This is a genomic window from Microbispora bryophytorum (genome assembly GCF_043197435.1).
In the GTDB taxonomy this organism is placed as follows: Bacteria; Actinomycetota; Actinomycetes; order Streptosporangiales; family Streptosporangiaceae; genus Microbispora; species Microbispora bryophytorum.
On the sequence record NZ_JBICTF010000009.1, the window covers coordinates 123,525 to 146,089 of the forward strand.

Consider the following 22,565-nt stretch of genomic DNA (forward strand, 5'->3'; position numbering starts at 1 on the left):
AGCCCCGACGACGTCTCGTCATTTGAGACACCCGCCCGGATCGCGGTCACTCCTCGGTCGCGAGGTATCCCACGAGGGCGCGGATCTTGTCCACGGGGATCGCGCCCCTGCGCAGCACCCGCGGCACGGCGGTGGTCAGGTCGACGATCGTGGACGGCACCTTGTCCTCGCAGGGGCCGCCGTCGAGATAGACGTCCACCGGCTCGCCGAGCTGCTCCTCGGCCTCGTCCACCGTGACGGGCGGCGGGTTGCCGGAGCGGTTGGCGCTGGAGACCGCCATCGGGCCGGTCTCCTTGAGAAGGTCCAGCGCGACCGGGTGCAGCGGCATGCGGACGGCGACCGTTCCCTTGGCGTCGCCGAGGTCCCACGACAGCGACCGGTTGGCCCTGAGGATGAGCGTGAGCGGCCCGGGCCAGAACGCGTCCACCAGGTCCTGCCCGTACGTCCCGAGGCTCTCCACGAGGGCGTTGGCGGCCCGTACGGTGCCCACGAGGACGGGCACGGGGATCTCCCTGCCCCGGCCCTTCGCCTCCCGCAGCGCGTTGACGGCGGAAGGGGTGAAGGCGTCGGCGCCGACCCCGTAGACGGTGTCGGTGGGAAACACCACAAGCTCGCCCCGCCGCACCGCCGAGATCGCCTCGGCCAGTCCGGTCATCCGCTCCGTCTGGTCGGCACAGTCAAACCGTCGGCTCACGAAGCCATCCTTCCACGTGTCCCGCCCGGCTCCGCCGCCGCGTGGGCACCGACCGGGCCGTTGGGTCAGTCCTGCGTCAGCCGGGCCGTGACGAACCTGTCCCGGCCGGTCAGGTCCTGGCGCAACCGCACGTCGCGCCAGCCGTTCTCCTCGGCGAACAGCCAATAGACGGCGTTGCCCTGCTGGTCGGCGTGCTCGACCACGGCGAACCCACCCGGCCGCAGCAGCCGCCGCGCCGTGCGCTCGACGGCTCTCACCTCGTCCAGCCCGTCCTCCCCCGACCCGTACAGGGCCCGCGAGGGATCGTAGTCGCGCACCTCGGGGTCGCGCGGGATCGCTCCGGGCGGGATGTACGGCGGATTGGAGATGACCAGGTCCACCTGGCCGTTCAGTTCCCGCAGGCAGTCGGCCAGGTCCTCTGGATGCAGGGTGGTGCGGCCCTGGCCGTGCTCGAGGATGTTGCGCTTGGCCCAGCCGTACGCCACGGGGTCGATCTCGACGGCGTGCACCTGCGCCAGCGCGACCTCCTGCGCGATCGACAGCGCGATGGCTCCGGAACCGGTGCCGAGGTCGACCACGACGGGAGAGGTGACGTCCATCTCGCGCAGCCGGTCGATGGCCCAGCCGGCCACGACCTCGGTCTCCGGCCTGGGCACGAACACGCCCGGTCCCACCTCCAAGGAGAGGTAGCGGAAGTAGGCCCGTCCGGTGATGTGCTGCAGCGGCTCACGCGCCTCGCGCCGGGCGACGCCCTCCCAGAACCGCGCGTCGAAGTCGGCGTCCTTGATCGTGTGCAGCATGCCGCGCGGGACGCCGTGCACGAAGGCCGCGATCTCCTCGGCATCCGTTCGCGGTGACGGCACTCCCGCCTCGGCGAGCCGGGCGGTGGCGAGGGCGATTTCGTCGATCAGGAAGGTCATGGTCTCTTACAGCACGGTCGTCGCGGCGTGGCCGGGGAATCGCCGGTCATGGGCGGACGGGCCGCCCGGACGGCCCACCGTCGTTCCACGACCCACGTCCATCACCGTTTCTCCCATCGTCCCCTCATCAGGCTCGCCACGGGCTCACGAATGAACGGCCAGCTTCTCCGCGAGTTCGGCGTCGAGCAAAGCCTGTATCACCGCGTCGAGATCGCCGTCCAGGACTTGGTCCAGGTTGTATGCCTTGAAGCCCACCCGGTGATCCGAGATGCGGTTCTCCGGGAAGTTGTAGGTGCGGACGCGCTCGGAGCGGTCGACCGTGCGCACCTGCGACTTGCGCTCGGCCATCGCGGCCGCCTCGGCCTCCTCCTGTGCCATCACGAGCAGCCGGGCGCGCAGGATGCGCAGCGCCGACTCCTTGTTCTGGAGCTGGCTCTTCTCGTTCTGGCAGGAGACGACGACGCCGGTCGGCAGATGGGTGATCCGCACGGCCGAGTCGGTCGTGTTGACGCTCTGGCCGCCCGGGCCGCTGGAGCGGAACACGTCGATACGCAGGTCGTTGGGGTCGATCTGGACATCGACCTCCTCCGCCTCGGGATAGACGAGCACTCCGGCTGCCGAGGTGTGGATGCGGCCCTGCGACTCGGTCACCGGCACCCGCTGGACGCGGTGCACGCCGCCTTCGAACTTGAGCCGCGACCAGACGCCCTCCCTGCCCTTGATGGCGACGGTGACGTCCTTGTAGCCGCCGAGGTCGGAGTGCTGCGCGTCGATGATCTCGGTCTTGTAGCCGATCCGCTCGGCGTACCTGAGGTACATCCGCAGGAGATCTCCGGCGAACAGGGCCGACTCCTGGCCGCCCTCACCCGCCTTGATCTCCATGATGACGTCCTTGTCGTCGTTGGGGTCGCGCGGGACCAGGAGACGGGTGAGCTTCTCCTCCAGCACCGGGATGCGGGCCTCGAGCTCGGCCGCCTCCTCCGCGAACGCCGGGTCCTCCGCCACCAGCTCGCGCGCGGCCGCGACGTCCTGCCGTACGCCTTCGAGCTCCCGGTAGGTCGCGACGATCGGCGTGAGCTCCGCGTAACGCTTGCCGTACGTCCGCGCCTTGCTCTGGTCGGCGTGCACGGCGGGGTCGGCGAGCCGCAGTTCCAGATCCGCGAACTCACTCATGATCTCGTCGAGGTTCACCGCACACTCCTTTGCTCAAGCTCCTCGGTAAAGGCCGCAATCACCAAGAACGCCGACCCGGTGACGCCCCCCCAAGAGAGGGGCGCCCCCGAGCCGGCGTCCTGGAGGAGCTACTTGCTCTGGGCCTTCTTGCCGAAGCGCGCCTCGAAGCGCGCCACCCGGCCACCGGTGTCGAGGATCTTCTGCTTGCCCGTGTAGAAGGGGTGGCAGGCGGAGCAGACATCGGCGTGGAGCACGCCGTTCTTGGCGGTGCTACGCGTGGTGAAGGTGTTCCCGCAGGTGCAGGTCACCTGGGTGACCACGTACTCCGGGTGGATGTCGGGCTTCATATCTCAGTCCTAACGCTAGGCGCGGTCGCCGGGTCGCTCCGTCTGTCACGGTCTGTGCGCATCGGCACACCTGTGATGCGCAGTGCGGGAACCGGTACCGCTGCGGTTCGGTTTACCAGTGTGCCAGATCCTCCAACCATCCCAGGCCATGGGCTATTCCCGGGGCCGGCCACCGTGGTGACCGGGGGTGGCGGACAGGCGGATCAGCGGATCAGGCCGACGCCCCGGACGGCGCGGCCGTCCGGGGCGTCGGTCGAAAGGGCGTCAGTCGCGGTCGTTGCTGACCGTGGTCTTCTGCACCTGGAGCAGGAACTCGGCGTTGGACTTGGTCTCCTTCATCTTCTCGAGAAGGAGCTCCAGCGCCTGCTGCATGTCAAGGGCGTGGAGGACGCGGCGGAGCTTCCAGACGATGGACAGCTCGTCCTTGGCCATGAGGATCTCCTCCTTGCGGGTGCCGGACGCGTCCACGTCCACCGCCGGGAAGATGCGCTTGTCCGCGAGCGACCGGTTGAGCTTGAGCTCCATGTTGCCGGTGCCCTTGAACTCCTCGAAGATGACCTCGTCCATCTTGGAGCCGGTCTCGACCAGAGCCGTGGCGAGGATCGTCAGCGAGCCGCCGTTCTCGATGTTGCGGGCGGCGCCGAAGAACCGCTTCGGCGGGTAGAGCGCGGTCGAGTCGACACCACCGGACAGGATGCGGCCGCTCGCGGGCGCCGCGAGGTTGTACGCGCGCCCGAGACGGGTGATCGAGTCGAGCAGGACGACGACGTCGTGACCCAGCTCCACCAGGCGCTTGGCCCGCTCGATGGCGAGCTCGGCGACGGTGGTGTGGTCCTCGGCCGGGCGGTCGAAGGTCGAGTGGATGACCTCGCCCTTGACCGACCGCTGCATGTCGGTGACCTCTTCAGGACGCTCGTCCACGAGGACGACCATCAGGTGGCACTCGGGGTTGTTCCGCGTGATCGCGTTGGCGATCGCCTGGAGCACCATGGTCTTGCCGGCCTTGGGCGGCGACACGATCAGGCCCCGCTGCCCCTTGCCGATCGGCGAGACGAGGTCGATGATCCGCGTGGTCAGGACGTTCGGCTCGGTCTCCAGGCGCAGGCGCTCCTGCGGGTAGAGCGGCGTCAGCTTGTTGAAGTCGGGCCGCTGACGGGCCTGCTCCGGGTCCATGCCGTTGACGGTGTCGAGGCGGACGAGGGCGTTGAACTTCTCACGCCGCTCGCCGTCCCTCGGCTGCCGGACGGCGCCGGTGATGACGTCGCCCTTGCGCAGGCCGTTGCGTCGGATCTGGGCGAGCGAGACGTAGACGTCGTTCGTGCCCGGAAGGTAGCCGCTGGTCCGCACGAAGGCGTAGTTGTCGAGGATGTCCAGGATGCCGGCGATCGGGATCAGGACGTCGTCCTCGCCGATGACCGGCTCGTTGCTCTCGAAGCGGTCGCGCCCGCGGCGTCCGCGCTCCCGGAAGCGGCCACGGCGCCCGCGGGTGTCGTCGCCCTGGTCGCCCTTGCCGTCGGCGCGGCTGTCCGTACGGCTGTCGCCGCGGCCGTCACGGCCATCCCGGCTGTCACGGCCATCCCGACCGTCACGGCCGTCACGGCCGTCGGCGCGGTTGTCACGGCTGTCACGGCTGTCACCGCGGCTGTCACTGCGGTTGTCGCCGCGGCCCTGCTGGTCACGACGGCTCTGGCCGCCGTCTCCCGCGTCGGCGGCGCGCTGGTCACCGCGCTGGTCGCCGCGGCCGTCGCGCTCGCGGCCCCGCTCGCCCCGCTCACCGCGCGTGCGGCGCTCGCGGCGCTCGCCGCGCTCGGGCCGCTCGGCGCGGGGTTCGGACTGGGCGGCCTCGGCCTGCGGCTCGGCGACGGCGGCGACACCGTTCTGCGCGGCCTCGGCGGCCACGACCGGTGCGGCCTCGACCACGGGACGCTCCTCACGAGCCGCGACGACGGGCTCGGCAGCGGGCGTGGCGGCGGGGGCGGCCTCGGGCGCCGGCGCCGCGGCGGTGCGGGAACGTTCCCGGCGGCCACGGGCGGGGCGCTCGGCGACGGCGGGCGCTTCGGCGGTGGCCTTCGGCTCGGCCGCGGCCTCTCCCGATCCGCCCTGCTTCTCCTGGATGGCCGCGATGAGCTGGCTCTTGCGCATCCGTCCGGTCCCCGTGATGCCGAGGCTGGTCGCCAGGGCCTGGAGCTCGGGGAGCACCATGCCCGCCAGGCCGGTGCCGGAGCGACGTCGCGGACGGGCCGTGGCGGAAGTGGGGGTGTCGCCGGCGGCCTTGCCGTCGGAGAGGAGTTCGGTGGTGTCGCTCAACTAAGGGTCCTTCCCAGGGGTCGGGCGCCAGAATCGTGCGTCCAGGCGTCCCGGTGATGCGACCCGGCGGGACAGACCGGGTCGGGCTTCGCGAATCTCATGTGTCGATGACCCTCGGGATTCGCGAGCGGTAGGTGCCCGGGGGCGATCCCCCGGATTGCCGCCACCGACCAGATGTCTTGGTGGTTCGAACGCGCATGTCTCCGAGAACGCCGCCTCTGGCCATGCCACCCGAAGGTGTGCCGACTGGAGGAAACGGTTTCGGGGAAATCGCCGTGCCCGCGTCGAAGGACGCGAGGCGAAGTGCAGCGATGTGCGAATGACAAGCACGCACCCAACACGGGGGCACCTGGTGCGGCTATCAGCCTAACATCACCAGCGCGCACAGCTATTCCCTGAAGTCGAAGAAGCATCAGCGTGTCTCGGGAAACCGAACGTACGCACCAAGCGGGTCGACGTTCATTGGCTGGATGTGCCAGTCCGTACCCACTTCTGGCGCGATCAAATCCTTGGTTTCCTGTGTCGTCAACGCGAGAACCGTCGGGCCTGCCCCCGAGACGACGGCGGGCACCCCGGCCTCGCGAAGCCGTCGCACCAGGTCGGCGGTGCGGGGCATCGCGGGTGCGCGGTACCCCTGGTGCAGGCGGTCCTCGGTGGCGGCGAGCAGGATATCCGGTTCCGGTCTCTGCGTGAGCGCCGCGACGAGCAGAGCCGCCCGCCCCGCGTTGGCAGCCGCGTCCGCATGCGGCACGTCCTTCGGCAGCAGGCCCCGAGCCTCCTCCGTGGACAACCGGAAATCCGGGATCAGAACCACCGGCCGGACGTCCTCATGCGGAGTCAGTTTCACCATACTCGCCGCTCCCGACTGGTGCGTCCAGGCGATGGTGAGACCGCCCGCCAGGCACGGCGCCACGTTGTCGGGATGCCCCTCCAACTCCGTGGCCAGCGCGAACACCTCGGCGTCCGGCAGGTCTCCCGCGCCCTGCCCACGCGCGAGGGCGCGGGCGGCGAGGATGCCGGCGCAGATCGCCGCCGACGACGAGCCGAGCCCCCGCGCGTGCGGAATGCGGTTGCGGCAGCGCAGCGCGATGCCGTCCGGCTGGGCGAACCCCATGCGGTCGAACGTCGTGCGCATCGTCTTGACGACGAGGTGGCCCTCGCCCTCGTCCAGCTCTCCGGCTCCCTGGCCCTCCACGGCGATCCGCACGCCGGGCGAGCCGGAGATCTCGGCCTCCACCTCGTCGTACAGGTCGAGTGCGAGGCCGAGGCTGTCGAAACCGGGGCCGAGGTTGGCGCTCGTGGCCGGCACGCGGACGACGACGCCGTGACTATCCGTCAATTCGTCACCTGAACCCTTTGATGGGCGGGAATGAGAGGGCCGGTCAGGCGAGTCCAAGCGCGGCCGCGGCGGCGTAGGCGTCGATCGGGATCGTCACAGGCGCCGGTGCGCCGGAGATGGCCCAGTCGGGGTCCTTCAGGCCGTTGCCGGTCACGGTGCACACGATTCGCTGTCCCGGCGTGAGCAGGCCCTGCTCGTGCGCCTGGAGCAAACCGGCGACGCTCGCGGCGGAGGCGAGCTCGACGAACACGCCCTCCTCCTGCGCGAGCAGCTTGTACGCCGCGGCGATCTGGCGATCGGTCACGGCCTGGATGTCGCCGCCGGACTCGTCGCGCGCCGCCTCGGCGAGCCGCCACGAGGCGGGGTTGCCGATCCTGATCGCCGTGGCGATCGTCTGCGGGTGGGTCACGGGGCTGCCGCCGACCAGCGGCGCCGCGCCGCTGGCCTGGAATCCCAGCATGCGCGGCCGCTTGGTGGCCACGCCGTCGTCGGCGTACTCCTTGTAGCCCATCCAGTAGGCCGAGATGTTGCCCGCGTTGCCGACCGGGATGCAGTGGACGTCGGGCGCGTCGCCGAGCGCGTCGACGATCTCGAAGGCCGCCGTCTTCTGACCCTGCAGGCGGTGCGGGTTGACGGAGTTCACCAGCGCGATCGGGTAGGTCTCCGCGAGCTTCCTGGTCATCTCCAGGCAGTCGTCGAACGAGCCCTCGACCTGGAGCAGCCTGGCGCCGTGCACCAGGGCCTGGGCGAGCTTGCCCATCGCGATCTTCCCGCGCGGCACGAGGACGGCGCAGGTCAGCCCGGCCCGTACGGCGTAGGCGGCGGCCGAGGCACTGGTGTTGCCGGTGGACGCGCAGATGACCGCCTGGGCGCCCTCCTCGACGGCCTTGCTGATCGCCAGGGTCATGCCGCGGTCCTTGAAGCTGCCGGTCGGGTTGAGGCCCTCGACCTTGAGATGGACGTCACAGCCCGTGATCTGGGATACCCGCCTGGCGGGGACGAGCGGCGTGCCGCCCTCGAGCAGGGTCACCACGGGCGTCGTCGTGGAGACCGGCAGACGGTCGCGGTACTCCTCGATCAGGCCACGCCAAGCCCTGAACATTGGTTGCTCCTCCCACGCGCGCACACGCGTGTCACCAGGGGTATCGGTCACCGAGTCTACGGCCAACCGTTTGACGTGCGGACTCCGTTGTCCACCAAATGGACATAATGGGCGTCACCTTAGGGAACCGTCAGTGGGTTTCGCTAGTGTGGACCAGCCATTTGACCATCGCTGTAGAGGACGTGGATTGGCCCACCTGACGGGCGTGGAGCCCCGGCCGAGAATTCGCCACAACGACTACTCTCCGCTCACGCCGCCACCCATCGGCGGCTGGACGCCCACCCTCAGCGCGAGTGTCGTCATCCCCGCGCACGGCGGGCAGCACCGCCTCGACCTGACACTGGCCGCGCTGGCCGCGCAGACCTATCCCGCGCACCTCACCGAGGTGATCGTGGTGGACGACCGCAGCGACCCTCCGCTGCGCCTGCCCGATCTGCGGCCCGGCAACACCCGCGTCGTGGTCGTCCCGCCCGGCGGATGGGGCGCCGGGCACGCGATGAACGCCGGAATCGCCGCCGCCGAGGGCGAGATCGTGCAGCGTCTCGACGCCGACATGGTGATCTCGCGGGAGCACCTGGAGGCGCTGTTCCGCTGGCATCACCTCACCGACTATCTCGTCACCATCGGCGGCAAGAAGTTCGCCGAGGAGCCGGCCCTCACCCCCGGGCAGGTCCACGAGGCCGTACGGCACGGCTCGCCCGAGGACCTGTTCGACCCGTCGGCGCTGGTGTCCAGCTCGACCGAGGAGACCATCCACCGCCTCGACGGCCTGCGGGCCAGCAAGAACCCCTACCAGGTGTGCACCGGTCCGACGGTCTCCCTGCGGCGGGCCCTGCTCGGCGAGGTCCGGGGCTTCGATGCCGAGGTGGTGCGCGGCCAGGACACCGAGTTCGCCTACCGGCTCGCCCAGGCGGGGGCGGTGTTCGTCCCCGACATGGAGGCCCGCGCCGTGCATCTCGGCCTGCCGGCCCAGCGCGGTGAGCACGGCAAGTCGATCGTCCGCCTCGTCGAGACCCACCTGGCGCACCGGGTCCCGCTCCGCCGCGACCTGCGCAAGGAGCCCGGCCGGCGCTGGCTCGTGCCGTACGTCGAGGTCGTCTTCGATGTGACCGGGGCGGACGAGCGGCGGATCGTCGCCGCTGTCGACGCGGTGCTTCGCGGCACGCTCACCGACGTCGTGGTGACGCTGGCCGGCCCCTGGTCGTCGCTCGAAGGCGAAAGCAGGTGGGCGCCGGGAACCGGGGCGTTCGACCTCGCCCTGGTCAGGGCGGCGTTCGGGCACGATGCGCGGGTGCGGTTCGCGGAGCGGGCGGCGCCGACCGCCGCGCCCGTCCCCTTCCGCTGCACGGCGCCCGTCGACGCCCCGCCGGCTCCGGCGCTGCTGGAGCGGGCGGTCAAGGCGATGCTGGAGGAGCGGATCGGCCTGCTGGTCCTGGACCTGCCCGGTGGGGGCACGGCCATCCTGGAGCGGACCGAGGCCGTAGCACGCGCCCGCCGGCTCGCCACGCCGGGCGAGGACCCGGCCGACGTGATCGCCCAGACCCACGGCGTGCGGCACGCCGCCGCGAGCGAGTTCGAGGAGCTACCCAAGACCGCGGCGAAACCGGCCGCGCCCGCCGAGCCGCAGACCACCCCGCGACCGGCTCCGGCACCCGCCTCGCGACCGGCCCCGGCTCAGGCCCCGCAACCGGAGGTCGAACCGGCGCGCCGCCGCGGCCTGTTCCGCCGCTCCTGACCCCCTCTGATCGCCGGCTCTGATGGCCGGCTCGGATGACCGGCTCTGATGACCGGCTTCCGCGGCCGGCTCGGCGGCGGCGTGGAGGGGGCCGACAAGGACTGCCGCCGTCACGGGGCCGGGGCCGGACGACCTGCCCCACACCGACCAGGCCAGAGCGGGACAGGCGACCCACACCGGCCGGGCCCGCACCGACCAAGCCGGGGCGGGACGGCCTGCCCCATGTCGGCGGGCCGGGGCGGTCAGGTCTTCTTGAACGTGAAGGGCCGGCCGAGCCCCCGCGCGATGCCGCGCAGGCCCCGGGCGCGGTGCAGCGCCGAGACCTGCCCGCGCAGCGCCGAGACCTGCCGCCGCAGGGTGCCGATCTCCCGGCGGAACTCGACGGCGGACTTGCGCCACTGCGCCGCCTCGTCGCGCCATCGGGTGACCTGTCCGCGCAGCCGCTCGACCTCCTTGGTCAGCCGCTCGACCTCGGCCTGCGCCTGCACCTGCTTGCGATAGGCGGTGCGCCGATTCACGTAGGCCGGGGCCTCCGCGGCGGCGTGGAAGCCGAAGGTCTCGCCGTCGACCCAGTAGGTGCCGAACATCTCGTCGACGGCGTCGTCGAGGTCCTCGCCCTCCTCTACGACGAGGGCCGCGCGGGAGAACGCCTCAGTGCGTTCCAGGCGGGCGGCGGTGACGCCTTCGGCGTCCTCGGTCAGGAGCACGCTCACCAGTCCGCGTTCCCGTCCGCGCAGCACGTCGAGCAGCCGGCCGATGCCGTCCTCCTCCGGCACCCAGCCGGGCGGGACGCGCAGGCGGTACGGCGACTGGGTGTCGGACTCCGCCGTGACCAGCCGTACCCGGCCCTCGTGGGTGTAGTGGGCCCGCAGCAGCACGAGGTCGAGGCGCGGGTCCTTGAGCGGGGCGCGTTGCTCGGGGGCGAGCTCGTCCCACGGACCGGTCAGCACCACGGCGAGGTCGGTCACCGTGCCGGCCAGCACGCCGTCCACGGTGGCCCTGACGTCGTCGTAGGACCCGGCGGCGGCGTCCACGAGGACCTCCACCTGCGGGACCTTCCACTGCCGGGAGGGATGGGTGCGCAGCCACCGGTAGCCGGGGACCCGGTCGGTGACCAGGGCGTGGCTGACCCGGCTGATCGACGCGCTGTCGCGCATGCGCATGGACGGGCCGAGGTGGTAGGCCCTGGCCTGCGGGTCGGGGATGAAGACCGCGCCCGCCTGGGCGAGCCGGTAGCCCATCTCGGTGTCCTGGCCGAGGATCATCTCGGGGTCCATCGGCCCGGCCCGCTCGAACAGCCGGGCGGAGACCGACGACGCGCCGCCGATGTGGATGCTGAACGGCCGCGGCGAGCGGACCAGACCGTCCGACCGCTGCACCAGGTCCTCGATCCAGGCGTGCGGCTCCGCCGGCTCGAAGAGCTTGGCCAGGTCGTCCGTTCCCGCGACGTCCGCGGGGCGGGGCAGCGGGGCGGTGGTGAAGCGCAGGTAGGAGGTGACCGACAGATAGGGCGCGAGGTGGTGCCAGCGCATGTGCGCCTCCACCTCCTCCGGCTCGGGCACGACGTCGGAGTCCATCCAGTGGATGACGTCGCCCGTCGCGGCGGCCAGCCCGGTGTTGCGCGCCCTGGCCCGGCCCGGCGCCGCGCAGACCAGCAGCCGCGTGTCGCGCGGCCGGATCTCCGGAAGGCGCAGCGGCGGCTCGCTGCCGTTGTCGACCACGATCACTTCGAGCAGGCCGGCCGGGTACGTCTGCCTGGCCAGCCCGGCGAGCGTGAGATCGAGTTTGACCTGATCAGCGTAGGCGGGGATCACCACGCTGGCCCGCAGGCGGGGCGTCCACGACGACCCGAGGGCGGGCGGCTGGAGGGCGGTGTAGTCGTTTCCCCTGATACGTGGCGTCATGGTGCTTCCAACATCACACTCGGGCGAAAGCCGCGCCACTGGTTCGCGGCGAGTCGCAGGAAGTGGGCAAGAGGAAGGTTCCAGGAATGGTCGGCGCCGACCGAGCGCCGCAGGACGTAGCCCAGGCCGTGGGTGCGGTAGACGCGGCCGCCGGCCGCCTCGACCGCGCGCAGGAGGTGCGCGTCCTCCCCGCGGCCACTCGGCCCGAAGCCGCCGGCCTGCTCGAACATCTCGCGGCCGACCAGGATCGTGCCGCCCGCGACGTGGTCGGCCCACACCTCGCTGCTGTAGTCGACGCGTCGGATCGTCGTGCGGAGGGGCTGGAGGTAGAAGAACTCCGGCGCGGTCCCGACCAGTTCCGCCCCGGAATAGGCCATGGCCAGCAGCAGGTCGGCCAGGTGCTCGGGGCCGTACCAGTCGTCGTCGTCCCATTTGGCGACGATGCCGGTGGACGCCCGTGCCGCCGCCATGTTGAGCACCGTCCCGAGCGGCGCGTCCGGCTCGGCCTCGATCACCGTCATCGGGTGGGGGAACTCCTCGACCGCCTCGCGCACCCGCGCGGCCGGGAACCCGTGCAGGGCGACGATCGCCTCCAGACTGACGCCGCGCTGGCGGGCGAGTTGCCGCAGCGCGTGGCCCACGTAGTGGGGCCGCCGCGTGGCCATGACGACGGTCACCGGCGCGAGGCCGGTGCCGACGCCCCTGGCCCGCAGCGCGTGCCTGCGCAGACGCACACTGTGTTCTTCCCTGCGCAGGTCGGCGACCGAGTCGGGCCTTCCGTCGTCGGCCTCGGGGGTCCAGGCCCCGGCCACGTCGGCGAGCACGGGATCGGCCTCACGCACCCACCTCGGTGGATCATGAAAGGTGAGCGGCACCCCCGCGGCGGCCAGGCCGCCGACCGCGTCCAGCGCCTCGGCGGCGTGCTCCTCCGGCCACTCCACCCGAAGCCCGCGCAGCGGCCGGAGAGCGGCGACGTCGGCGGCCTGCGGAGGGACGGCCAGTGACCGGCCCTCCATCGTCCACCGACCGTCGCTCCAGACCAGCGTCGCGATCTCCTCGGTGGGACTGCGCGTGAAGCCGTACGGCGAGCACATGCCGGTCGTCACCGTCACGGTGTCCCTCCCGCGCGTCCGTTTTACAGGCTGGTGAACTCTTAGCAGCATTTACAGGCTGTTGAACTCTTATCAGCCGAACCTTGTGAATCCCTGTGACCCTTGCGGTCAAACTGACGGCTCGCTGTGAACTGCCGCGGCAGCCGGGATCACGGAACGGGCGACACGCTCCCGCCGACGAGGTCGCCCAGCGTCCTCACGTCGATCTTCTTGGCCTTCCGCTGTTGGGCCACCCAGTCGATGAAGGCGGCGAACTCCTTGGGCGCCGTCGCGTACTTGTCCCGCGGCTCGTTCTTGATCTCGTGGAACACGAAGGTCACCATGCCGGGACCGCCCTCCCGCTCTGCGCGGGTGACGAACTCACGCAGCGTGCGGGCCGTGCGCGGCAGGCGGGTCTGGCTCGTGGCGCGTACGGCGGCCAGGTCCGCGGGCGGAATCGTCTCGGTGACGGGGCAGGCGCGGCAGCTGTCCGGCCGGTACAGGCCGTTGATGTCGCGCGCGCTGTTGTAGCCGCAGCTCATCGCGATCCGCTTGCTCCCCTCGTCCAAGGCGCCGAACGGATAGGCGAACGACCGCGCGGCGAAGCCCATCTTCAGCAGCGCCCGCCTGTCGTCGCAGATCTGCGCCTGCTGCGCCGCGTCGAACATCTCCGGCAGGTGCGGATGCTGGAGGGTGTGGCCGCCGATCTCATGGCCCTGCTTCGCGATCGCCCGCAGCGCGGCCACGCTCAGGTAGCCGCGCTTGCCGAGGCGGCCGCTGCTGACGTAGAAGGTGCCCTTGAGGCCGCGCCTGCTCAGCATTTTGGCGACGGCCAGGTGGTCGGCCGTGCCGTCGTCGAAGGTGAGGACCACGGTCGGCACCCCGGCCGCCCGTGCCTGCTGTTGAGCCGCCTGCCCGAGACCAGCCGAGCCGGGCGTCGCCGCGGCCGGATGCTGAAGTCCCGCGATCGTCGCCGCGGTTAGGAGACAGGCCGGCAAGAGTCTCTTCACCGTAAGTCGCATGAGGAGAAACTTTACTCATATTGGCAATTACTCTTGCGCGTGATGTCCAACCGTGATGAAACGGTCCACAATTGTCAGCCCTTGTCGCGCCCGCGCTCGAACAGTGCGACGGTCAGGCCCGGCAACTCCGCGGAGTGCCAGGCCGTCGACAGACGATACCCGGCCGCGCGTACGGCGGCCACCTTGGCGATCTTCTTCCCCGTCAGTCCGGCCTGCTTCGTCCCCCGCCAGACGACCCAGACCCGGCGGTGTCCCGCCAGGGCCTCGGTGAGGTCGTCCCGCTCCGCGTACTCGAAGGCCGGGCCCTGCCCCCTGAGAAGCACGTCCTCGGGGAGACCCTCGCGGCCGTAGTAGACGAAGCCGGTGCGCAACCGGCTCTGGCCGTACACGATGGCGTCGCCGGGGCGCTCCCGCGCCTGGATCACGCCGAGCGCGCCGGGGAAGTCGTCGTAGTGGCCGTTGCGCTGCCGATAGTCGGCCTGGTCGGGCAGCCCCAGCAGCGCGACCGCCAGGACGACGGGCACGCCGACCAGCGCGAAGGGGACGGGGGCCAGGCGGACCGAGGCCAGGGCCACGCCTCCTGCCAGGGCCAGGGCGGGCGCCGCGACGAACACATAACGGTCCACGTAGGCCGGGGTCACCAGCTCGTCGATCGCAAGAAGCAGCACGGGCGGGAGGACGAGCCAGCCGCCGGCGAGGACGCCCCAGGCGACCGACCTGCGCAGCAGGACCACCACCCCCACGACGGCGAGGGCGAACAGCGGCGGCCCGGCGAGGTCGGAGCCCGCCGCGTGCTTGGGGAACTTCAGCAGCACGTCGAGCTCGTGCGGCTGGATCCAGCTGATCGCGTTGCGCTCGCCCCAGCCCACGAGGGCGAGGACCGCGAGGGGCACGCAGCCCACCGCCGTCGCGGGGACGATCCTGGTCAGGAACGTACGGCGGGGCAGGACGAGCAGGGCGGCCAGGAACTGGGCCGGGAGCACCAGGACCGAGAACAGGTGCGTGCAGCCGAGCAGCGCCACCGACGCCGCGTACCAGCGGATCCGGGAGCCTGTGGGCGCCTCGGCCACCCGGTGCAGCGCCCAGGCGGAGACGACGGCCGCCGCCGCCGCGAACGCGTACGGCCGGGCGTTCGCGCCGTGGTAGGACACCGACGGCAACACGGCGAACAGCGCCGCGGCCAGCACGCCCGCCCGGGGACCGGCCAGCCGGCGGCCGAGGTCGGCCAGGAAGCCCGCCGCCACACCGGCCGCGAGAGCCGAGGGCAGGCGCAGCCACCACTCGGCCTCCCCCAGCCACGACCAGACATGGATGAGCAGGTAGTAGGGCAGGAAGTGGCCGTCGATCTGCTGGACGAGCCCCCACAGCCCGCTCAGCGGCCGGGCCACCGCGGCGCTGTAGGTCGCCACCTCGTCGGCCGACAGCGACGCCGTGGTGCCGGAGATCGCGACACAGGTGGTGAGCAGGCCCGCGAGGAGCGGGACCCAGCGGGGCCAGTCCTTCGCGTCCGCGTCCATCCTCCGGCCGGACGTCCGGACCGCCTCGCCCGCAACCACGCTTCCCCCCACAGAACTGATCATTGGCGACATCAAGGACATCGAACACGCACGGACGCGCGGATCGGCGGGCCGTTATCCGATCGAGTCGTTGTCGCGCCAGTGTTCCGAAGCCATCCGTTCCGGACATGCCGGGCTCCACCGTACGAGATCTCCGCGGGGACTCCTCGCAGAAGTGGCGCTCGTCGCCATGTTCATGCACTACGGGCGCTGGCCAGAGCTGCAGCGCTTGGTGATCGCCTGGCCTTCGGCGTCTCCATGGGGCGTCGAACGGTTTCGCGGTGGCGGCGCTGATCGACGCCGAGGGCCCGGCGCCGCGACAGATGTGGGCGACTCCGGCGGGCGCGGCGTTCCTCGCCCTCGCCTGGTTCTGGGCTCCCGGCTTCTCGCCCTTCTGGCAGCCGCCCACCATGGCGGCGCTTCTCACGGTCTTCCTGGTCCTCCAGGCCCACACCCGGCTCCGCGTCGGCGGAGGTGTTCGCCGGCGCCGTGCGGCACCTCGGGGCCTCCGAGAAGGAGGCCCTCGACGCGGTCCGCAGTGCCCTGGCGGGGCGCTGACCCGCCCCTCGCCCCGAAGGCGTGGTGCCCGTACGGGCCGGCGAGCGGGTCAGGCCGCTTCGCCGTCCAAGGGGCGGCGGCGGAACCTGCGCAGGTTCACGACCAGGAGGACCGCGGCGGCGATGGCCACGGCGGCGCAGGCGGCGAGGACCGGCACGCTGGGGTCGTCCTCCGCGGCCGCCCGCTCTCCGGCCGCGGGGAAGGTGATCGTCCCGGTGGCCGTATGGCTGACCCGGCCGCTGCGCAGGGTGAGCCGGAATTTCCAGGGCCCGGCGGGCAGGTCGTGGCCAAGCAGCACGGTCACCTGACCGTGGCCGCCGGGAGGCAGGGTGACGGCGCGGGCGCCGCGGAAGGGCCCGGCGCTGAGCGCGCTCGGCCCCTCCGACAGCCGCACCTCGCCCTCCAGGTCGACGGCGCGCTCCCCCGTGTTGCCGACCTCGGCCACCAGCCGCGGCTGCCCGTTGCCGGCGCGCCCGGCGGTCACTTCGCCGATCCGGAAGCTCGTCGGCGGTTCGCCGCCCGGGCCCACGTCCAGGTAGGTGCGGACGCCGACTCGGTTGACCAGCGCGACGTTGCCCGACGGGCCAGGCGAGGGCGAGGAGATCTCCGCCCAGATGACGGCGTAGCGCTCGCCCTTGGAAGCCGTGGACGGCACCGCGACGGTGACCGTCACCGGGAGATGGCCGCGCGGCGGCAGGTCCGCCGAGGTCCGGTTGAGCGTCATCCAGGAGGTCAGCTCGTTCGCGGTACGGGCGGGGGCGAACGTGAAGCCCTCGTCGCCGACCCGGGCCGCGGCGGCGTACAGGCTCACGTGCTGCCGCCGCGGCGAGGTGCTGAAGACTTCGAGACGCCGGGTGAAGGTGGTGCCGGGGTTCACGTGGTCGACGATGAACGCGTGCGAGCGGGGGTCGTCCAGACGGTTCTCGGGAATCTCCAGCAGGCGGATGCCGAACCTCTCCTGGCGGTGCCCGTTCGCGCCGGCGGCGGCCGCCGGCGCGACGACCACCGCATGCAGCACGATCGCGAGCAGACTCGCGGCGATGGTCCTGTTGGCTGAACGGTCAGGCAACGGAGTGGTTCACCGTGCCGGTGTAAGTCCCCGCCACCGCCTGGGCGGGCACGTTGACGACGATGGTCGGGTCCCACGTGGCGGAGTTGTTGCCGGAGCCGCTCGTCTTGCTGAACGCGGTGCGCGACACGTCGAGCGACTGGGCGGCGGCCGCGTCCACCTGCCCCGGCACGAACGTGCCCGTGCCGGTGGTGGCCGTCGCCGGGCCGGACCAGTAGAGGACCGCGGTGTTAGGCACGGTCTCGGCAGGGGTGCCGCCGCCGGTGGTGAAGCCCCCCGAAGCGGCCGACACCGTGGCCTCCCACGTCGCGGTGAGCGCCGCGCGCTGGTCGGACACCGTGACCGGCCCGAGCGAGCCGCTGATCTGAGCTCCCGGCGCACCGCTGCCGATGCTGACGGGGCCGTCGGGCACGTTGATCGTCAGGCCGTCGGGGGCGTTGACGGTGAAGGTTACTGTCGTGGCACAGGTCGTGGAGGCGGGACAGGTGGCGGCCAGGGCGGGTGGCGCCGTCGTAGTCATCGTCAGCGCCGTAACCAGCGCCAGCCCTGCGACAGCCGCCGACGGCGCCGCGACACTCCTGTTGCCCATCTGCCGATCTCCTTCGAGGATGCGCCGCCTCGTGCGGGCCGCGGTCGGTGACATCCTGGCCGGTCCGAGGCGTAGGACAGGGTTCTTACGCCGGCGTCTGGAGACCCTTTGTGATCAGATGACGACCGGCGGAGACGCGCGGTCCGCCGTCCACGGTTACGGCTGGTTCCGGCGTGGCGACAGCAAGAGGGCCCTCCGGGTGTCCTAGCCTGCCGTGGGTCGTTCGCCGCGAGATCTTGCCGCGCGGCGGCGCGACGACGGCACGACGACGAGGAAGGTCACACATGCGGCGGGTCGGTGTGGGGGTGATCGTGACGGCGACGCTGGCCGGGTCGACCACCCTGCCGGTCGCGCTGCCGGTCGCGCTGCCGGTCGCGCTGTCCGCCTCCTTGCCCGCCTCCTTGCCCGCCTCCTTGCCCGCCTCCTTGTCCGCCCCGCTGTCCGCCGTACCCGGCCTCGCACCGGCGGCGCAGGCCGGCACGGGAACGGCGCTGGTGCCCCTGCGGGCCGATCCGCTGACGATCACCGTGCCCGGCTCGGTGAGCCTCGGCAGCGGCTCCCGGGGCGGCACGATCAGCGCCTCGATGGGCACCGTGACCGTGATCGACTCCAGGGGAGGAATCCCTCCGTGGACGGCGACCGTGTCCGCCACGAACTTCACCACCGGGAGCGGCACGCCCGCGCAGACGATCACGACGGCGAACATCGCCTACTGGTCGGGGCCGGTCACCGCGTCGTCCGGCGTGGGCACCCGCAATCCCGGTGAGCCCACCGCGGCCAGCCGGGTGGCCCTCACCTCGCCGGTCGTCGCGTTCAGCGGACGCAAGCAGGCGCCGCCGATGTCGACGAGCTGGCAGCCCACCCTGGTCATCACCATCCCGTCCAACGCCGCCGCCGGCGTCTACACCGGGACCATCACGCACTCGGTCGCCTGACCGTCCCCGCTCCGGCACAGGAGTTGAGGGTCTCGTGACCCGCCACGGACGCGACGGCTCGGCGGCCGGTCGGGCGGGTCGGAGATAGTGAGGCCCGCCGGGCCGGCGGCACGGCTTCCGATCCGGCGTCTCGTGTCGCTCCTCAGCCGAAGGAATGCCATGCCCCGCTTCTCACGACACCTCCGCCGCCCGCTCGCGGCGATGGCGCTGGCCCTGGCGACGGCCGCGCCCCTGTTCACCGGCCTGCCCGCCGGGGCCGCCGCCGGGCCGGACGAGCGCCCGAAGCCTCCGCCGCCCTGGGTGCGGATCTGCCAGAAGCTGAAGCGGATGCCGGAGCACCGGCACATGCGGTGTCCGCTCCACCCGCCGCGCCCGCGGGTCAGGACATCCGGCTCCGGCGACGCCGCCCGGGTCCCCACGGTCTCGGAACTGGACACCCCGACCCATACGTCCGGGCCCGTCGGCATCACCTCGGGTCCCGACGGCGCGCTGTGGTTCACGGAGAACTACGCCGGCAACATCGGGCGCGTCACGACCGGCGGCGACTTCACGGAATACGCCGTGCCGACCGACGACCCCGAGCCGGGGCACATCACCACCGGACCGGACGGCGCCCTGTGGTTCACCGAGGCGACCGGCGACAAGATCGGCCGGATCACCACCTCCGGGGTCATCACGGAGTACGCGCTGCCCAACGCGGGATCCTACCCCTGGGGCATCACCGCGGGCCCCGACGGCGCCCTGTGGTTCGTGGAGACGATCGGCAACAAGATCGGCCGGATCACCACCTCGGGGACCATCACGGAGTACGCCCTGCCGACCGCCGACGCCTACCCGATGCGGATCACGTCCGGTCCCGACGGCAACCTGTGGTTCACCGAGTCGTTCGTCGGCAAGATCGGCCAGATCACCCCGGACGGAGACATCACCGAGTTCGCCGTCCCCTCCTCGGGGGCGACGCCCATAGGGATCACCACCGGGCCGGACGACAACCTGTGGTATGCCGACGCCAACGGCAAGGTCGGCTCCGTCACCACGGACGGCGACTTCACCGAGTATTCATTCGACGACTCCAACGCCTTCCCCTGGGGCATCACCAGCGGCTCCGACGGCAGGCTGTGGGTGAGCGAGCAACTCGGCAACGCGGCGGCCAGCGTCACCACCTCGGGAATCATCATCGAGTACAACATGCCGACCACGCTCGCCGGGCCCTTCGACATCACCAGCGGGCCCGACGACAACGTCTGGCTCACCGAGAACTACGTCGACCAGATCGCGAAGGTCACCCTGTAGTCCGACCGCGACGCGGCAGCGGGAACTCCCGGGTGGAGCACCCGGGAGTTCCTCCGGACAGAGCGTCCGTCCTCGGCGTCAGGGCGTGTCGTCGCCCTCGACCCGCATGACACTCGCGACCGCGCGGACGATGTTCAGGTCGCGCAGGTCCTTGATCGTGCCCGACAGGGCGGCGTCGCTGGCCCGGTGGGTCACCAGCACGAGCTGGGCGTCGTCGCCCCGGCCCTCCTGCCGCACCGTCTGGATCGACACGTCGTGGCTCGCGAAGATCTCGGCCACCCGGGCGAGGACACCCGGCTTGTCCGCCACGTCCAGCGACACGTGGTAGCGGGTGACGCTGTCGCCCATCGGATGGACCTTGAGGTCGGCGTACGTCGACTCCTCCGGCCCGCGGGTGCCGGCGATGCGGTTGCGCGCCACGGCGACGATGTCGCCCAGCACGGCGCTGGCGGTGGGCGCGCCGCCCGCGCCCGCGCCGTAGAACATCAGCCGCCCGGCCGACTCGGCCTCCACGAAGACGGCGTTGTACGCCTCGCGCACGCCGGCCAGGGGGTGCGACCTCGGGATCATGGCGGGGTGCACCCGGACGCCGACCGACCGGCCGTCGTCTGAGCGGGCGCAGATGGCCAGCAGCTTGATGACGTATCCCATGCCCTTGGCCGAGGCCACGTCGGCAGCGGTGATCTCCGTGATGCCCTCGCGGTGCACGTCGGCGGCCGTCACCCGGCTGTGGAAGGCGATGCCCGCCAGGATCGCCGCCTTGGCGGCGGCGTCGAAGCCCTCGACGTCGGCCGTCGGGTCGGCCTCGGCGTACCCGAGTGCCTGGGCCTCCTCCAGAGCGTCGTTGAACGAGGCGCCGGTGGAGTCCATCTTGTCGAGGATGTAGTTAGTGGTGCCGTTGACGATGCCCAGCACGCGGCGCACCCGGTCGCCGGCCAGCGATTCGCGCAGCGGGCGCAGCAGCGGGATCGCCCCGGCGACGCTGGCCTCGAAGTACAGGTCGGCGCCGTTCTCGCGGACGGCCCGGTGGATCGTCGCGCCGTCCTCGGCCAGCAGCGCCTTGTTGGCGCTCACCACGGACTTGCCGTGCGCCATCGCGGCGAGGATCAGCGATCTGGCCGGTTCGATGCCGCCGATCACCTCGACGACGATGTCCACGTCGTCGCGGGTGACCAGGGCCTCCGCGTCGGTCGTGAGCAGGGCGGGGTCCACGTCGGCGTCCCGCTTGCGGCCCATTCTCCGCACGGCGACTCCGGCCAGTTCGAGCGGGGCTCCGACGCGGGCGGCGAGGTCGTCGGCCTGTTCGTGGAGCAAACGCACGACCTGCGACCCGACGACGCCGCAGCCCAGCAGCGCGACCCTGAGCGCCGGTTTGGCTCTAGTCACGACCCCTCCTCGCTTCGCCGCCGGACTGTCCGGGACGGCCTGTCACATCTGCCCCCTGAGCAGGTCGTCCTCGGTCTCTCTGCGGATGATGACCCGCGCCTGGCCGTTGGACACCGCGACGACGGCGGGCTTGGGCAGATAGTTGTAGTTGTTGGCCAGCGACCGGCAGTAGGCGCCGGTGCCGGCGACGGCGATCAGGTCGCCGGGGGCCAGGTCGCCCGGCAGGTACAGGTCGCGCACGACCATGTCGCCGCTCTCGCAGTGCTTGCCGACCAGGCGCGACAGCATCGGCGCCGCCTGGCTCACCCGGGACGCGAGCACGGCCGTGTAGTCGGCGCCGTAGAGGGCGGTGCGGATGTTGTCGCTCATGCCGCCGTCGACGCTCACGTACGTGCGCAGGCCCTCCACGTCCTTGACCGTACCGGCCTCGTACAGGGTCACGCCGGACACTCCGGCGATCGACCGGCCCGGCTCGACCGTGAGGCGCGGCACCGGCAGCCCGGCCGACTCGCACACCTTCGTGACGATCTCCCGCAGGCCGTCCGCGATGACCTTGACGTCCAGCGACTCGTCGCCCACGACGTACGGGATGCCGTATCCGCCGCCGAGGTCCAGCTCGGGGAGCACCACGTCGTGCTCCTCCTTGATCTCGACCAGCAGCCGGGCCAGGCGGCGGGCCGCGACCTCGAAACCGCCGGTGTCGGTGATCTGCGACCCGATGTGGGAGTGCAGGCCGACCAGTTCGAGCTGCGGCAGCGCGAGGATGCGCCGCACCGCCTCGGCGGCGGCGCCGCTGCTCAGCGACAGGCCGAACTTCTGGTCGTCGTGAGCGGTCGCGATGAACTCGTGGGTGTGCGCCTCGACGCCCACGGTCACCCGGATCATCACCTTCGGCCGCACACCGTGCTGGTCGGCGAGGAAGCCGACGCGGGCGATCTCCTCGAACGAGTCGACCACGATGTGGCCCACGCCGGCCAGGACGGCCCTGTCCAGCTCGGCGAGCGACTTGTTGTTGCCGTGCATCGTGATCCGCTCGGGCGGGAAGCCGACGCTGAGCGCCACGGCGAGCTCACCGGCGCTGCACACGTCGAGGCCGAGGCCCTCCTGGTCGATCCAGCGGGCGATCTCGCGGCACAGGAACGCCTTGGCGGCGTAGTGGACCTCGCCGTCGTGGAAGGCGGACCGGTACTCGCGGCAGCGTGAGCGGAAGTCCTCCTCGTCGACGACGTACAGAGGCGTGCCGAACTCCTTCGCCAGGTCGCGAACGTCGATTCCGCCGATCGTGACGGCTCCGTCGGCCCGGCCGGACGTTCGCGGCCAGATGGCCGGTTCGAGCGCGTTGAGGTCGGCCGGCACGTGCTGCTGCGGACGCTCCTCGGGCAGTCCGGCGGTCACGGCGACGATCGTTGAGGCGGCGTGCAGGTCGCCGGCAGGGTGGGCGAATCGACTCACCCAACGAGGCTAGCCGACCCGGCGATTCACTCGCGCCCGCTGTTCATCCTGCGAGACGGCCCCGGCGGAAGATATTCACATCCGCAGGTCATC

Annotated in this window: 18 protein-coding genes; 3 read left to right on the forward strand and 15 right to left on the reverse strand. The window is 71.6% G+C overall.

From position 1 onward, the window contains the following. Positions 1 to 46: 46 nt before the first annotated feature. From ACGFIB_RS27995 to thrC, 7 genes are all read right to left on the reverse strand, one after another. Positions 47 to 694 (reverse strand): L-threonylcarbamoyladenylate synthase, encoded by a 648-nt coding sequence (locus tag ACGFIB_RS27995; protein WP_357261331.1) that lies wholly within the window; start codon positions 692 to 694, stop codon positions 47 to 49. Between the two features lie 65 nt (positions 695 to 759). Then, positions 760 to 1,614 carry a peptide chain release factor N(5)-glutamine methyltransferase gene (prmC, locus tag ACGFIB_RS28000; RefSeq protein ID WP_393376096.1) on the reverse strand — a complete coding sequence of 285 codons (855 nt, stop codon included), beginning with the start codon at positions 1,612 to 1,614 and terminating at the stop codon, positions 760 to 762. 144 nt (positions 1,615 to 1,758) lie between these two features. After that, positions 1,759 to 2,805: a peptide chain release factor 1 gene (gene prfA, locus ACGFIB_RS28005; RefSeq protein ID WP_357244690.1), complete on the reverse strand. Its 1,047-nt coding sequence runs from the start codon at positions 2,803 to 2,805 to the stop codon at positions 1,759 to 1,761. A gap of 110 nt (positions 2,806 to 2,915) precedes the next feature. Next, entirely contained in the window at positions 2,916 to 3,134 is a 219-nt protein-coding gene (gene rpmE, locus ACGFIB_RS28010; RefSeq protein WP_139575864.1) for a 50S ribosomal protein L31, read from the reverse strand. Positions 3,135 to 3,398: 264 nt separating this feature from the next. Further along, positions 3,399 to 5,441, reverse strand: coding sequence for a transcription termination factor Rho (rho, locus tag ACGFIB_RS28015; RefSeq protein WP_393376098.1), 2,043 nt, complete (start codon positions 5,439 to 5,441; stop codon positions 3,399 to 3,401). Positions 5,442 to 5,853: 412 nt separating this feature from the next. After that, positions 5,854 to 6,780, reverse strand: a complete 927-nt coding sequence (gene thrB / locus ACGFIB_RS28020) for a homoserine kinase (RefSeq protein ID WP_393376099.1) — start codon at positions 6,778 to 6,780, stop codon at positions 5,854 to 5,856. A gap of 43 nt (positions 6,781 to 6,823) precedes the next feature. Further along, entirely contained in the window at positions 6,824 to 7,882 is a 1,059-nt protein-coding gene (thrC, locus tag ACGFIB_RS28025; protein WP_357261322.1) for a threonine synthase, read from the reverse strand. 187 nt (positions 7,883 to 8,069) lie between these two features. Here thrC and ACGFIB_RS28030 point away from each other — a divergent pair, with 187 nt between their 5' ends. After that, a complete protein-coding gene (locus ACGFIB_RS28030) occupies positions 8,070 to 9,617 on the forward strand; it encodes a glycosyltransferase (RefSeq protein WP_393376101.1) in 1,548 nt (515 codons plus the stop codon). Positions 9,618 to 9,859: 242 nt separating this feature from the next. Here the strand turns inward: ACGFIB_RS28030 and ACGFIB_RS28035 are convergent, their stop codons facing one another. The 6 genes from ACGFIB_RS28035 to ACGFIB_RS28060 form a co-directional block, all read right to left on the reverse strand. After that, positions 9,860 to 11,521 carry a glycosyltransferase gene (locus ACGFIB_RS28035; RefSeq protein ID WP_393376103.1) on the reverse strand — a complete coding sequence of 554 codons (1,662 nt, stop codon included), beginning with the start codon at positions 11,519 to 11,521 and terminating at the stop codon, positions 9,860 to 9,862. Next, the gene (locus ACGFIB_RS28040; protein WP_393376105.1) at positions 11,518 to 12,633 is read right to left on the reverse strand and encodes a glycosyltransferase family 2 protein; all 1,116 of its coding nucleotides are present in this window, start codon (positions 12,631 to 12,633) and stop codon (positions 11,518 to 11,520) included. The genes ACGFIB_RS28035 and ACGFIB_RS28040 overlap by 4 nt, the downstream gene beginning before the upstream one ends. A 149-nt stretch (positions 12,634 to 12,782) precedes the next feature. Beyond that, a complete protein-coding gene (locus ACGFIB_RS28045) occupies positions 12,783 to 13,622 on the reverse strand; it encodes a polysaccharide deacetylase family protein (RefSeq protein ID WP_357244670.1) in 840 nt (279 codons plus the stop codon). A gap of 86 nt (positions 13,623 to 13,708) precedes the next feature. Then, a complete protein-coding gene (locus tag ACGFIB_RS28050) occupies positions 13,709 to 15,202 on the reverse strand; it encodes a glycosyltransferase family 39 protein (RefSeq protein WP_393376107.1) in 1,494 nt (497 codons plus the stop codon). 595 nt (positions 15,203 to 15,797) lie between these two features. Then, complete coding sequence (locus tag ACGFIB_RS28055; protein WP_357244664.1) at positions 15,798 to 16,817, reverse strand: peptidase; 1,020 nt, start codon at positions 16,815 to 16,817, stop codon at positions 15,798 to 15,800. Continuing rightward, on the reverse strand, positions 16,810 to 17,406 hold the full coding sequence (locus tag ACGFIB_RS28060; RefSeq protein WP_357244661.1) for a hypothetical protein: 597 nt from the start codon (positions 17,404 to 17,406) through the stop codon (positions 16,810 to 16,812). Before ACGFIB_RS28060 ends, ACGFIB_RS28055 begins: the two co-directional genes overlap by 8 nt. Before the next feature lie 284 nt (positions 17,407 to 17,690). On the opposite strand from ACGFIB_RS28060, the gene ACGFIB_RS28065 reads away from it, so the two are divergent. Next, a complete protein-coding gene (locus ACGFIB_RS28065) occupies positions 17,691 to 18,341 on the forward strand; it encodes a hypothetical protein (RefSeq protein WP_393376109.1) in 651 nt (216 codons plus the stop codon). Positions 18,342 to 18,500: 159 nt separating this feature from the next. Next, complete coding sequence (locus tag ACGFIB_RS28070) at positions 18,501 to 19,634, forward strand: Vgb family protein (RefSeq protein WP_393376110.1); 1,134 nt, start codon at positions 18,501 to 18,503, stop codon at positions 19,632 to 19,634. A 78-nt stretch (positions 19,635 to 19,712) separates the two neighbouring features. Here the strand turns inward: ACGFIB_RS28070 and ACGFIB_RS28075 are convergent, their stop codons facing one another. Beyond that, positions 19,713 to 21,020 (reverse strand): homoserine dehydrogenase, encoded by a 1,308-nt coding sequence (locus tag ACGFIB_RS28075; protein WP_142571548.1) that lies wholly within the window; start codon positions 21,018 to 21,020, stop codon positions 19,713 to 19,715. A gap of 42 nt (positions 21,021 to 21,062) precedes the next feature. Beyond that, complete coding sequence (lysA, locus tag ACGFIB_RS28080; protein WP_393376112.1) at positions 21,063 to 22,472, reverse strand: diaminopimelate decarboxylase; 1,410 nt, start codon at positions 22,470 to 22,472, stop codon at positions 21,063 to 21,065. Positions 22,473 to 22,565: the final 93 nt, after the last annotated feature.